Annotated in this window: 13 protein-coding genes; 1 reads left to right on the top strand and 12 read right to left on the bottom strand. The window is 63.4% G+C overall.

Features of this window, described 5'->3' with window-relative positions; all coding sequences use genetic code 11:
• Nucleotides 1-64: 64 nt before the first annotated feature.
• From LZC95_24235 to LZC95_24225, 3 genes are read right to left on the bottom strand one after another with little or no spacing between them, the layout of a single operon-like run.
• Nucleotides 65-505 carry an AAA family ATPase gene (locus tag LZC95_24235; GenBank protein WXA99911.1) on the bottom strand — a complete coding sequence of 147 codons (441 nt, stop codon included), beginning with the start codon at nucleotides 503-505 and terminating at the stop codon, nucleotides 65-67.
• Between the two features lie 3 nt (nucleotides 506-508).
• Entirely contained in the window at nucleotides 509-1,354 is an 846-nt protein-coding gene (locus LZC95_24230) for an NAD-dependent protein deacetylase (GenBank protein ID WXA99910.1), read from the bottom strand.
• Nucleotides 1,355-1,377: 23 nt separating this feature from the next.
• Nucleotides 1,378-2,310 carry a LysR family transcriptional regulator gene (locus LZC95_24225; protein WXA99909.1) on the bottom strand — a complete coding sequence of 311 codons (933 nt, stop codon included), beginning with the start codon at nucleotides 2,308-2,310 and terminating at the stop codon, nucleotides 1,378-1,380.
• Between the two features lie 48 nt (nucleotides 2,311-2,358).
• Here LZC95_24225 and LZC95_24220 point away from each other — a divergent pair, with 48 nt between their 5' ends.
• Nucleotides 2,359-3,252, top strand: coding sequence for an alpha/beta hydrolase (locus LZC95_24220; protein ID WXA99908.1), 894 nt, complete (start codon nucleotides 2,359-2,361; stop codon nucleotides 3,250-3,252).
• On the opposite strand, the gene LZC95_24215 is transcribed toward LZC95_24220, so the two are convergent.
• The 9 genes from LZC95_24215 to LZC95_24175 all read right to left on the bottom strand — a co-directional run bounded on the left by LZC95_24215 (nucleotide 3,242) and on the right by LZC95_24175 (nucleotide 11,820).
• A complete protein-coding gene (locus LZC95_24215) occupies nucleotides 3,242-4,753 on the bottom strand; it encodes a multicopper oxidase domain-containing protein (GenBank protein WXA99907.1) in 1,512 nt (503 codons plus the stop codon). The two genes, LZC95_24220 and LZC95_24215, sit on opposite strands and share 11 nt — an antisense overlap.
• Nucleotides 4,754-4,835: 82 nt before the next feature.
• Nucleotides 4,836-5,576, bottom strand: a complete 741-nt coding sequence (locus LZC95_24210) for a redoxin domain-containing protein (protein ID WXA99906.1) — start codon at nucleotides 5,574-5,576, stop codon at nucleotides 4,836-4,838.
• Between the two features lie 72 nt (nucleotides 5,577-5,648).
• Nucleotides 5,649-5,999 (bottom strand): energy transducer TonB, encoded by a 351-nt coding sequence (locus tag LZC95_24205; protein ID WXA99905.1) that lies wholly within the window; start codon nucleotides 5,997-5,999, stop codon nucleotides 5,649-5,651.
• 221 nt (nucleotides 6,000-6,220) lie between these two features.
• A complete protein-coding gene (locus tag LZC95_24200) occupies nucleotides 6,221-6,859 on the bottom strand; it encodes a Uma2 family endonuclease (GenBank protein WXA99904.1) in 639 nt (212 codons plus the stop codon).
• A gap of 38 nt (nucleotides 6,860-6,897) precedes the next feature.
• Entirely contained in the window at nucleotides 6,898-7,692 is a 795-nt protein-coding gene (locus tag LZC95_24195; protein WXA99903.1) for an AAA family ATPase, read from the bottom strand.
• Nucleotides 7,689-8,069: a hypothetical protein gene (locus tag LZC95_24190; protein ID WXA99902.1), complete on the bottom strand. Its 381-nt coding sequence runs from the start codon at nucleotides 8,067-8,069 to the stop codon at nucleotides 7,689-7,691. The genes LZC95_24195 and LZC95_24190 overlap by 4 nt, the downstream gene beginning before the upstream one ends.
• Before the next feature lie 13 nt (nucleotides 8,070-8,082).
• The gene (locus LZC95_24185; protein ID WXA99901.1) at nucleotides 8,083-9,618 is read right to left on the bottom strand and encodes an altronate dehydratase family protein; all 1,536 of its coding nucleotides are present in this window, start codon (nucleotides 9,616-9,618) and stop codon (nucleotides 8,083-8,085) included.
• A 28-nt stretch (nucleotides 9,619-9,646) separates the two neighbouring features.
• Nucleotides 9,647-11,062 (bottom strand): glucuronate isomerase, encoded by a 1,416-nt coding sequence (gene uxaC, locus LZC95_24180; protein WXA99900.1) that lies wholly within the window; start codon nucleotides 11,060-11,062, stop codon nucleotides 9,647-9,649.
• A complete protein-coding gene (locus tag LZC95_24175) occupies nucleotides 11,059-11,820 on the bottom strand; it encodes a GntR family transcriptional regulator (GenBank protein WXA99899.1) in 762 nt (253 codons plus the stop codon). Before LZC95_24175 ends, uxaC begins: the two co-directional genes overlap by 4 nt.
• Nucleotides 11,821-11,822 lie beyond the last annotated feature (2 nt).

Raw genomic sequence — 11,822 nt, 5'->3', positions numbered from 1 at the left:
CGGTCACGAACACGAGAAGCAGGAATTTCGAGGGCGAGATTTGGAATGGTAGGGGTTCTTGGGATTAGCGAACTTCATCCAAGAGGAAGCCGCCGGTGGGGGAAGGGAGGACGTAGAACAACTCGTCGAAGCCTTCGGCGAAGGAGGGGAGGACGAGGCGGTTGCGGGTGCCGCGGATGGCGACATCGGGGATGCGTTGGGCGGCGTTGCGGGTGGCGTTGCGGCGAAGGGCTTCGGCGATGGGGGCGGAGAAAAAATAGCCGGTGATGCGGAAGCCGGCCCGCTTGGCCGGTGTGATGTAGCGGCTGCGTTCCTCGATGGTGGGGTTCGTGTTGTCGGCGACGAAGCGCTGCTGCCCATCGATGCATGCCCGCAGGAGCAACTCTTCGCGGTGCCGCGTGCGGAGCATGTCCAGATTGATACGGACGTGGGAGTCGGCGAAGCGCTCGCGGAAGAACGTCGACTTTCCCGAGGCCTGGATGCCGACGAAGATGACGGCTTGCATCGATTACGCGGCGGTGCCCAGCACCGATTCGAGCGCGGCCAGAGTTTCCCCCGTGCTGGCCTCGATTTTCAGCATGGCGCGCTCTTCACCGCGCACGGGGCCGCGGTTCACGATGGCGATGGGGATGCCGCGGTTTGCGGCGCGCACGAGAAAGCGGTAGCCGGAAAACACGGCGAGCGAGGTTCCCGCGATGAGCAGGGCGTCGGCCTCGTCCACGGTGGCGTAGGCCTGTTCCACGATGGGTCGCTCCACGTTGTGGCCGAAGAACACCACCCGAGGCTTGAGCACCCCGCCGCATGCGAGGCAGTCGGGCACTTGAAAGCGCGCGACCATCTCGTCCGGCAGCTCGGCATCGCCGTCCGGGGCGATGGGGGTGGGCCCGTCGAGCCATCCGGTGTTGAGCGCCCGCATGCGCGCCTGCAGGGCGTCGCGTTCTTCGAGACCTCCGCAGTCGAGGCAAATGACCTCGGCCAGGGCGCCGTGCAGCTCGATGACACCCTGGCTTCCCGCGGCGCGGTGCAGCCGGTCCACGTTCTGCGTGATGACGCGGCTCACGACGCCGTGTGACTCGAGCCGTGCCAGCGCCACGTGCGCGCGGCCGGGCCGGGCCAATCGAAAATGCTCCCAGCCGACCATCGCGCGCGCCCAATAGCGCCGTCGCAGCGGTGCGGAGCGGACGAATTCGGGCCCTTGAATGGGGCGGCGCGCCCGCGCCAGCGAATCCGGACTTCGGTAATCGGGAATCCCCGATTCGGTGCTCACGCCGGCGCCCGTCAACACGGCGACGCGGCGCCCGCGCAATGCTTCGGCCAATGCTTCGATGCCCTTCTCGTTCCCCGTCGAACTCATCGCTTTCAGCGGAACCATAGCACTCACTCTGCGAGCTCGCCCGCGATGCGCGCCGTCGTGTCGTGCAACCAGCGGTGTGCAGGGTCCCGGTCGTAGGAGGCATGCCACAGCATCGCGATCGCGTAGCCGCTCAACGTGAGCGGCACCTCCGCCGTGCCGAGCCCGAGCGCTTCGGCGCTGACCAATGCCGCACGCCGCGGCAACGTGGCAATCGCGTGAAGCTGCCGCAGCGCGAACGGCACGCCGAGCGCGTGCGGCGTATCGAGCACGACACGGCGCTCGTAGCGCTTCTTGGCCAGCGCCGCGTCGATGGCATTCTCGCATTCCGCCCGCGACGAGACGCGCACGTGGGGAAGAGCGGCGTAACGCGCAACGGAGAGCGGTTTGCTCGGATCGTGCACCTCGCGCGAGAAGAGGCACAGATAGCCGTCGCTGCGGCAGAGCAGCCGCCGCTTGTGGATGGTGCGCCCTTGGGCGAAGACGCCGATGGCCATATCGAGCCGATCGCCGTCGATCATCTCGAGAAGCCGGTCGGGATCGAGCTGATGCACCTCGACGCGCACGCGCGGTGCCGCACGTTGCATGTGCGCGAGCAGCGGCGGAATGAGGGCAACCTCGAGATCGTCGCGGATGCCGATCCGAAACTGGCGCTCCGCCGTCGCCGGGTCGAACGCACCGCCCGGCTTGAGCGAGGCTTGCACCTCCGCGAGCGCGGCATTCACGTGGACAGCGAGAGCGCGCGCGCGGGGCGTCGCCTCCATGCCGCGTTCGGTACGGACGAAGAGCTCGTCGCGGAAAACGTCGCGCAATCGGGCGAGGTTGTGGCTCATGGCCGACTGCCCGATGCCGAGACGCTTGGCCGCGCGCGTGACGTGTCGCTCGGTGATGAGCGCATCGAAGGCGACCAGCAGATTCAGGTCGAGACCACCAAGATGATTATGATCGATGATGGACATGATGAGTATCGATTGGTTTCATTATGGGCCCGGCCTTATCCCAAGGCCATGCTCTCTCGTTTCGCATTCATCTTTCTCATCGTCCTTGCGCTCGTCGCGTGCCGCCATCAGGAGGCACGCACGCCTCCACACCACGAGGTCTCCTTCGTTCGAACCCCCGACGGCGTTCGGACCGCCGTACAAACCTGGGGCAACCCAAAGGGGCGCCCCATCGTCTTCGTGCACGGCCTCGCCCAGAGTCATCTTTCGTGGACGCGCCAGGTTGCAAGCTCCCTCGGCGACGAGTTTCGGCTCGTCACCTACGATCTCCGCGGGCATGGCGATTCGGACAAGCCGCTCGATGCGCGGTATTACGAAGAAGGCCGCCGTTGGGGCGAGGAGCTTGCGGCGGTGCTCGACACGCTGGGGCCGGAGCGGCCCGTCGTGGTGGGATGGTCGCTCGGCGGCGTGGTGATTGCCAATTACCTCGCCGCACACGGCGATGCACGTCTGGGCGGTATCGTGCTGGTGGCGGCGGTCACCACGTTCGATCGTGCGCTGCTCGGTGTCATGCCGCCGCTTGCATCGCCCGATCTGGCCACGCGCATTGGTGCGAATCGCCAGTTCTTGCGCGATTGCTTCGCCGTTCCGCCCACCGGCGAGGAATTCGAAACGATGCTCGCGTACAATGCACAGGTTCCGCGCGAGGTGTTCGCCGCCGTCCCGCACGTGTCGCTCGACGGCACGGACGCGGCTTTCGCACGCGTCAAAGTTCCCGTGCTGGTTCTGCAAGGCTCCGAGGACAAACTGGTCAAGATGGGCATGGCCAAGCGCTCGGCCGCCCTGGTCCCCGGCTCCCACCTTGCGGTGTACGAAGGCGTGGGCCACGCACCGTTCTACGAGCGCGCCGACGCCTTCAACGGGGACCTCGCAGCCTTCGCACGCCGCGCGGTTATGGAATGATGCCTTCCTGGAGCATCATCCGGTGATCCTCGTGTTCCAGCTTGTGGCAGTGGAACACGTACGTGCCCGAGAATCCCTCGTTCTTGAAAATGATGCGCGCGGTACTCCGCCCGGGGACGGACAGGGTGTCCTTGAGGCCACGCATCTCGGGCGGGGGCGGCTGGCCGTTGATGTCGAGAACATTGAATTCGATCAGGTGCTTGTGGAAGGGGTGCATCAGCCCCGAGTCGTTGGTCAATGTCCAAATCGTCACGGCGCCGAGCTTGGACACCATATCGATGCGCGCCGGATCGTAAGCGCGACCATTCATGCGCCAATCGCCATTGTTGAAGGACAGGGAAACATTGGCTCGGGCTTTGGCATCCGCCTCCTTGTAGCGCGTGATGTTCGCCAGCGTGGCCGGCACCGTGCTCGGGTCGCTCTCCTGTCGCGCTACCACGAATTGCATCAACGCGGGAATGTCCGGGCCTCCCGGCGATCGGGCCGTATTCGCCATGGTGACTCGCGTATTGAGGGGGAGATTCGCGAAGTCGACCACGATGTCGTATCGCTCGCCCGGGCCCATGGCCAAGGAGGTCGTGTTCACGGGCGCCGCGAGCAAGCCGCCGTCCGACGCGATGACTTGGAACGGGAGTGGTGTTCCCGAACCGCCGACGTTGAGGCGCAAATTCCAAATACGCGCATTGGCGCCGTTCAGTAGACGAAAACGGTATTTCCGGGTGGCCACCTCGTGGAACGGATTGACGACTCCGTTGACGACGGCCGTGTCACCGTGGAATCCCGCACCGATCTCCCTTTCGTCGAAAATCGCGTCGTTGTTGGCGGCAAATCGCTTGTCCTGCAGCAGGAGCGGTACGTCGTATGCGCCCGAGGGGAGATGGAGCGCGTCCTCCGCCGGATCGTGAATGATGTAAAAGCCCGCGAGGCCGCTGTAAACGTGTCGGCCGGTCACGTCCATCGTATGGTCGTGGTACCAGAAGGTTCCGCCGGGTTGATCGTTGGGATACGAATAGACCTTGGACGTCCCCGGCGCGATGTAATCGATGGGGTGTCCGTCACTGTCGGCGGCGACCTTGTGTCCGTGATTGTGAATCGTCACGTTCTCGTTCCACGCATTCGTTTGCGTGACGGAGATCGGACGTCCGCGGGTGGCAATGATCGTGGGGCCCGGGAAGATGCCATTGAATCCGACGATGGGTGTCGCCCGACCGGGTTTCATTTGCGCGGTACCCGCCTTGATGGTCAGCTGATAAGCATCCGCGCCGTCCGTTGGCGTCAGGGTCGGCGGTAGAACGAGCCGGGTGGAGAAGGCACGATCCGCCACCGGCTGGATGAATTGATTCCCACCATTCCCATTGGCCCCGTCGGCCCCCGGATTCTCATTCGGTTGAACGTCCTCGGGCGGCTGCTGCGCTTCTTCCGCGCTGGAGCAACCCGATGCGAGGCCAATACCGATTCCACCTGCCAACAACGTCAACCTTGCGAGCGCGTGAAGGTGCATGCGCACGTCCTTTCCATGCCGAGTCTCGACCCACTCGGCGAAATCGAATAAGAGCAAGTACCGCACCGGCCTTATTTGCGAATTAGAGGAAGTGATATGCAGCTTGGAGTACTTCCTCGTACCGTGGCGGATCGCGCCAGGTTTCGCTGTAGCCGCCCCATCGCAGTACGTCCCGTCGATCGAACAAAAGCAAACAGTGCATCGATGTCCCACACAGGGAAGTTGCCTTTTGCTCGGGATCCGAGAGCAACGAAAATGGCAGCTTTTGGGATTGCTGCAGGTGCAAGAGCGCATCCGGTGGATCGCTGCTGATTCCATAAACGCGAATGCCCGTAGAGGCGAAACGTGGCACCTGCTGCGCTAGCCGATCCAACTCGGAGCGACACGAAGGGCACCAGGCGCCACGAAAGACCATGAGCAGCACGGGGCTTTTGGCCCCCGACACATCGACGTTCGCTCCATTTTGGTCCATCAACGTGAGGGGCTGCTGCATGTGCGTTCCGATGGGAAATGCTGCCGGCGGACGCGGAAGCTGGTGATAACCGAATCGGAGATAGCCAATGACGATGCCTGCATTGACGCTGCATGCAATGGCGCACCCGAACGCGATGGTCTGTTGCTGCCGCGGCGCGCGTCGCGCATACACGATGGCGATGGCGGCGCCGAGCACCGCTACCAATTCGAACGGGAGCGGGCGCTCCCTCCACGGAGGCGGCAAGTGCCGATCGAGCGCCACGAACAGCGGCACGCCAAGAAAAACGAGTACCCCGGTCGCAATGGGAAGTAGCCCACGCCGCCCAATCACAGCCGCCAGTGCTTGCACAGCCACCCTCTCTTGCACACGGCGTGCACACCCGGCGCCGTACACGAAGCGCCAATGGCACGCAAAGCCAATTTAGGGTGCTGGCGCCGCCACGAGGAGAAACGGGCGCGCATTGATCGTTATGCACGCGTAGTCGTCGCGATGGAATTCCCAATGGAGGTAAACACGCCCATCGTAAGAGAGAATGATATCTGGAGCCACCCCGAAGGGCGCCGCTCGAAGGACGGAATCGAGTGCCCCCATATCGAAGTCCCGATTGCCGCTCGACCGCACGATGCCCACCCGCGTCACATTTCCCTCACGGGAAAGTACGATTTCGAGCCGCACGACCAATGAGCGTTTGTTGCGCGGGTCCTGCGGAGGAAGTCCGTCGAGCGAAGCGAGAAAGGTGTCGGCGAATATCGGATGAATGCGATTGTGCATTCTAACGAGGTATCGTGCGAAAGGAACCTTGGCCTCGTCGAGGCCTTTCGTGTTTCCGCGTCGCACTTGCACGTCGTACGAGGGTACGAACGAATCGTGGGATAGCGGAGCCCACACTGGTGCAGGCTGCGATTTCGACGGTGATTCTGCGGGCCTTGGCGCCGCCGCGCATTGCACGCAGAGCAGCCCGGCCAGGGCCAGAACGGCGAGCCTGGCCACGCCTATTTCGCCTTTGAAAGCGCCTTGCGGTAATCGCGAATTGCCTGGCTCGTGGTCGGCTTGTCGAGAAACTTTACCAGCAGCGCAAGATCGATGTTGGCAAGGACGACGCTCCGTTCGACGAGTGCATACTTTTCGCGGCGAAGTCGGTAAACCTGAAGGCGATTGCGCCGCCAATACCAGACTTCCGCAACCTGGAGTTTGCGATAGACCTCGAGTTTGTTGATCCCGCCCGCGGTCCACACCACCTCGATCGCGAGATCGGGCCGCCGAGGATTCTTTGGCATCCGGCCTTCCGGCCCGCGGCCGATGACGTAGCATTCATCCGGCTCGGCGCCGCGCTCGTGCTTCTTCTCTTTGATCGTCCACGACCCGTAGGTGCTGAACTCGATGTCGTTCTCCAGGCAGAAAGCCTCTACCAGGCGGCCGATGAGCGACTTGATGGACTCGTGATGGCGCGACGGACTCATGATCTCGAGCAACCCCTCGCAAAACGTCATGCGAGGAGCCGAATGATCACCGCGAATCCTTAGCAGGCGCAAGTAATCGGCCCAGGTGACCCCGTCCAGGTGGACGAAATGGTCTTCGACCGGCATCTCGCCGTCTTCGTCCTCCAATTGCAGTGCCGCCACAGCCACCATGGTTTGGAGTATACCCCTTCGACGTTGCCTCGGGAATCTTACGGATCGTCGAGGTACTTCGCCGGATCGTGGAGGAAATCGCGGGTGACTCTCACGTGCTCCAATGCATCGTAGGCGATGGCTCGGATAGGGGGGTCGTCGAAGCTGAAGATGCGCGCGCCGGGGCATGCCAGAAGAATGGGCGAGTGCGTCGCGATGATGAATTGGGCATCGGCCTTGGTCGCGCGGCGGATGATCCTCAGGAGCTCGAGCTGACGCTTTGGCGACAGCGGTGCCTCGGGCTCGTCGAGCAAGTACAGACCGCCCGATTGCACCTTCTCTTCGAAGAGCTCGATGAAGCTCTCCCCGTGCGAGCGCGCGTCGTAGCGGCTGACGTGGCGTGCCGCGAAGCGCTCATCGACGTGCCGCGTGATCGAGGCATCGACATCGTCATCCGTGAACAGTCCCTCGCGCTCGAGCTCTTCGCGACGGATGCGCGCATCGTTGCGGGCCTGTCGTCGCAGGTACCCGAAAAAGTCCTCGGCCCGAAGAAAAAAGCCACGACGTGAGCGCCGGTTCCAGGCGAGGCGCAGATCGCGCGCGAGCTCGCGCTGCGGTGCCAGTGTGTCGTCGGAGCCGAGATCGTCGCTGCCCAAGGATGGTAGCTCGGTCACGCAGGCCATGGCCTCGAGGAGGGTCGATTTCCCCGACCCGTTCTCGCCGACGAAGAAGGTGACCGCCGCACTGAGATCCAATGTGGTGAGCGTGCGAATCGCAGGGACGCCGAACGGAAAACGATGTGCGGAATCTTGGGGCACCGTCCCCTTGCGCGACAATCGAAGTAGGCTCGTCATGCCTGCTGGCGGACCCAAGCCGTGTATCGCTCGAAGATGGCTCGAAGGCCGTCCGATTGGCTCCGCAGCACGAAGAAGTCGTCCAAGAGCAGAAACAAAAAGTCGAACCCGATTTTCTGCTGCTCCGCCGTCAACTTCGACCTTTCCCACGCGGCCGGCGTCTCCGGAAACGCTGCGCGCAATACCAGGGCGACCCAGGAGAGGCTCGCGCTGCCGTCGAACGTCACCAGGAGCCACTCCTTGAATCCGTGGAGGAGGCATCCGGCATTGCCGGCATCGACGCCTTGGACGAAGGCGACGGCCTCGTCGAACGACGAATCGAGCATGTACAGGCCGGGGCGGCGTCGTACGACTGCGAACAGTGTGCGAGGGTCCATCGTGTCTCCGCGGTTAGAGGGTGGGGCCACGCATCCACGGGGCGAATTCCGCTTCTCCCATGCCGGCCAATTCGCTTTTCGTCTTCTTACCCGAGGCGACGGCGAGGACCTCGTCGAGGATGCGCCGGCCCACTTCCTCCACGGGTGTGCCGTCGAGCACCACGCCGCAGTCGATGTCCATGTCGTCCTCCATGTGGCGGTACAATGCCGAGTTGCTCGCGAGCTTCAACGAAGGAACCGGCTTGCTTCCAAAGACGGATCCGCGCCCCGTGGTGAAGCACACCATGTTGGCCCCGCCGGCCACCAAGCCGGTGACGGACACGGGATCGTAGCCGGGTGTGTCCATGTAGACGAATCCCTTTTTGGTGATTCGCTCCGCATATTCGAGGACATCGACCAAGGGAGTCGTTCCGCCTTTGGCGATTCCGCCCAATGACTTTTCCGCGATGGTGGTAATACCTCCGGCCATGTTCCCCGGCGATGGATTGCTGCCCACATCGGCGTTGTGCATGGCCAAATAGGTTTTCCACCAATCGACGCGCTCTTGCAGTTTGCGCGCGATGGCTTCGCTTTCGGCACGGGCCATGAGCAGGTGTTCGGCGCCGAAGATCTCCGTCGTTTCGGAAAGAACACCGGTCCCGCCGAGGCGCACCAATTCGTCCACGGCGGCACCCAGGGCTGGGTTGGCCGTGATACCCGAGTATCCATCGGAGCCGCCGCAATTCGTGGCCAGGATCAAATCGCTGGCAGGGCGCGTGGTGCGGCGTGCAAAGTTGGCCAGGGGCAGCAATTGCGCAATGGCCTCGATGGCTGCGGCCACGGCCTTGCGCGCTCCCCCGTGTTGTTGAATGCCAATGATGGGTGGCGCACGCCCGGAATCGAGCAGCGAGAGGCGATGTCGCTGGGCCATGGGACTCGCCTGCGCGACCTCGCAGCCAAGGCCGATGACCACGTAGGCCGCAATGTTGGGATGGTGCGCATAGCCGGCCAGCACCCGCTCGAGTGTCGCGTGGTCGTCCCCGCCGGAGACGAGCCCGCACCCGCTCTTGTGCGTCAGCGCAATCACGCCGTCCACGTTGGGGAAGTCGCGTTGCACCTCGCGAAAGTGATCCCGCACGAGATGGCTCACCGTTGCCGAACAGTTCACCGTCGACAGGACGGCCACGTAGTTCCGCGTCCCCACGCGCCCATCGGGCCGCAGGTATCCCTCGAAGAACCGCGTCGGCTCGAGCGCAGCGTGCGTCGTTGTGTTTCGCGACGGCTCGGCCGGTCGCTCGCCGCGGGGAAAGGCCACCGCACGAAGGTTGTGCACGTGTACGTGCTCGGCGGGATGGATGGGCGCCGTGCATTGACCGATGACCTGGCCGTAGCGATGAACCGGCTCACCGATTGCACGCGCCCGGTACGCCACCTTGTGCCCGGCTCCAATGGTCTGCGCCAGCGGAACGGGACCCTCTTCCGTTTCCACCATGGTGCCGGCGGGCAGACGAACCTTGGCGATGAGCACGTCGTCGCGCGGGTGGAGTTTCAATAGAGGAGAACTACTCATTTGCGGTGGGTCTCCCGCGCAGCAAATTCTAAAGCTTGTACGCGCGTTTCGCCAGGTTGTAGGCGAGGTCGACGGCCAGTTCAGCGGCTTCGTCTTCATCGAGTCGGTGGTCGGCGACCCACTTGGCCAGGAAGGCACAGTCGACACGCCGTGCGACGTCGTGGCGCGCCGGAATGGAGAGGAAGGCACGCGTATCGTCATTGAAGCCGACCGTGTTGTAGAACCCCGCCGTCTCCGTGACGCTCTCGCGGTAGCGCCGCATGCCCTCGGGGCTATCGAAGAACCACCATGCCGGGCCGACCTTCATCGCCGGATAGTGTCCCGCCAGCGGCGCGAGCTCGCGCGAATACGACGTTTCGTCCAACGTGAAGACGATGAGGGACAAGCGCCTATCGTTCCCGAATCGATCGAGCAGCGGCTTGAGTGCACGCACATAATCGGTGCGCGTCGGAATGTCCGCGCCCTTGTCTTTCCCGAAGGCCCGGTACAGCGACGGATTGTGATCCCGGTGCGAGCCGGGATGGATCTGCATCACCAGCCCGTCCTCGATGCTCATACGCGCCATTTCCGTCAGCATGTGCCCACGGAACCGTTCCGCTTCGGCGCCGGCGAGCTGCCCTTGGATGGCTTTGCCGAACAAGGATTCGCATTCCGAAAGGGGAAGGGAGAACGTGGCGGCCGTGGGGTGCCCATGGTCGGTCGACGTGGCACCGAACGAGGCGAAATACTGCCGGCGATTCGCCAGCGCATTCAAATAGCCTTTCCAGTTCGTCGTATCCTCGCCAGTGATCTGGCCGAGCTGCGCCACGTTGTCGCGGAATCCATCGTATTCCGGATCCACCACCGGATCGGGGCGGTATGCCGTGATGACCTTTCCCGACCAGCCCGAGGCGCGAATCTTCTTGTGGTGCGTCAAGGGATCGAGCGGCGACTCCGTCGTCGCCAGGACCTCGATGCCGAACTTCTCGAACAGGGCGCGAGGCCGGTATTCCGGAAGGCGCAGGCACTCCGCGATGCGATCGTAAATGCGATCAGCTGACACCGGTGTCAGTCGCTCGGTAATGCCAAAGACCTGATTCAGGGCATGCGTCAGCCAAATGCGCGAGGGGGTGCCGCGGAACAGGTACCAATTCTCCGCGAAGAGTCGCCATATCTTGCGCGGGTCCTTCTCTCCGGCATTCCCATTTCGGCTGGGCACCCCAATGGACTCGAGGGGGATGCCCTGGCTGTAGAGCATGCGGAAAATATAATGATCCGGAATGATGAGCAGCTGCGCAGGATCCGGGAAGGGCTCGTCGTTGGCAAACCACGCGGGATCGGTGTGGCCGTGTGGGCTGACGATGGGAAGCGCACGCACCTCCTCATAGAGGCGGCGCGCGATGGCGCGCTCCGTGGGGTCGGAAGGAAAGAGGCGATCGTTCGAGAGGAGGCCGTTGGTCGTCATCGTTGTGACCCTCTTTTTTTGGCTAATGCTTGGAGGGCTGGATTTATGCCTGTTTCGGTTTCTTTCAGCAGGTCCCATCGCCGGCTGAACTCGCGCACCACCCGATCCAAGTGGTGTCGCATGGCCGCGCGTGCGCCACGTGCATCGGCGGTCTCGAGCATGTCCAAGATGGCGCGGTGATCCTCGAGCGTCGCCGTTCGCAGATCGTGCGTCTGAAAGTGGTGCTCCATGCGCCGCCAAATGGCACCGCGCCCGCGGCCCCATAAATCGTGAACCACGGGAACGAGCGCGCTGTTGTGCGTCGCCTTGGCGATGCCACAGTGAAAGGCGCGGTCGGAGTCCTCCGTGGGAAGCTCTTTGCGGACGCGATTTTGCATGTCCTGCACGCTCGCGCGAATCGGAACGAGATCCTCCGCTTGCGCATTTTTCGCTGCCTCGGCAGCAATCTCGCCTTCGATCAGCCAGCGCGCGCGCAGGTGCTCGAAGGGGCCCGCTTCGGTCGAAGGATCGGGAACGGCTACCGGCCGCGGTGCGGCCACGAAAATGCCGGCTCCCACCCGCACTTCGACCTTTCCCTCGATTTCGAGGGCAATGAGCGCTTCCCGCACCGAAGGCCGCGACACACCGAGCTGCACGGCCAGATCGCGCTCGGAGGGAAGACGCGAACCGTGCGCGAATTCCCCAGCCTCGATCAGCGCAGTGACCTGATCTGCGATTTGCCGATAGAGACGCTGATTTTCGACGGTTCGTATCGGCATGG

The organism is Sorangiineae bacterium MSr12523 (assembly GCA_037157775.1).
Lineage (GTDB): Bacteria > Myxococcota_A > Polyangia > Polyangiales > Polyangiaceae > Pendulispora > Pendulispora brunnea.
This window is presented reverse-complemented; position numbering and strand designations above follow the sequence as displayed.

What these genes read in the sequence shown, in the direction of transcription:
- LZC95_24235 (WXA99911.1), bottom strand. Translation starts at nt 505, where the DNA reads ATGCAAGCCGTCATCTTCGTCGGCATCCAGGCCTCGGGAAAGTCGACG.
- LZC95_24230 (WXA99910.1), bottom strand. Translation starts at nt 1,354, where the DNA reads ATGAGTTCGACGGGGAACGAGAAGGGCATCGAAGCATTGGCCGAAGCA.
- LZC95_24225 (WXA99909.1), bottom strand. Translation starts at nt 2,310, where the DNA reads ATGTCCATCATCGATCATAATCATCTTGGTGGTCTCGACCTGAATCTG.
- LZC95_24220 (WXA99908.1), top strand. Translation starts at nt 2,359, where the DNA reads ATGCTCTCTCGTTTCGCATTCATCTTTCTCATCGTCCTTGCGCTCGTC.
- LZC95_24215 (WXA99907.1), bottom strand. Translation starts at nt 4,753, where the DNA reads ATGCACCTTCACGCGCTCGCAAGGTTGACGTTGTTGGCAGGTGGAATC.
- LZC95_24205 (WXA99905.1), bottom strand. Translation starts at nt 5,999, where the DNA reads ATGCACAATCGCATTCATCCGATATTCGCCGACACCTTTCTCGCTTCG.
- LZC95_24200 (WXA99904.1), bottom strand. Translation starts at nt 6,859, where the DNA reads ATGGTGGCTGTGGCGGCACTGCAATTGGAGGACGAAGACGGCGAGATG.
- LZC95_24195 (WXA99903.1), bottom strand. Translation starts at nt 7,692, where the DNA reads ATGACGAGCCTACTTCGATTGTCGCGCAAGGGGACGGTGCCCCAAGAT.
- LZC95_24190 (WXA99902.1), bottom strand. Translation starts at nt 8,069, where the DNA reads ATGGACCCTCGCACACTGTTCGCAGTCGTACGACGCCGCCCCGGCCTG.
- LZC95_24185 (WXA99901.1), bottom strand. Translation starts at nt 9,618, where the DNA reads ATGAGTAGTTCTCCTCTATTGAAACTCCACCCGCGCGACGACGTGCTC.
- uxaC (WXA99900.1), bottom strand. Translation starts at nt 11,062, where the DNA reads ATGACGACCAACGGCCTCCTCTCGAACGATCGCCTCTTTCCTTCCGAC.
- LZC95_24175 (WXA99899.1), bottom strand. Translation starts at nt 11,820, where the DNA reads ATGCCGATACGAACCGTCGAAAATCAGCGTCTCTATCGGCAAATCGCA.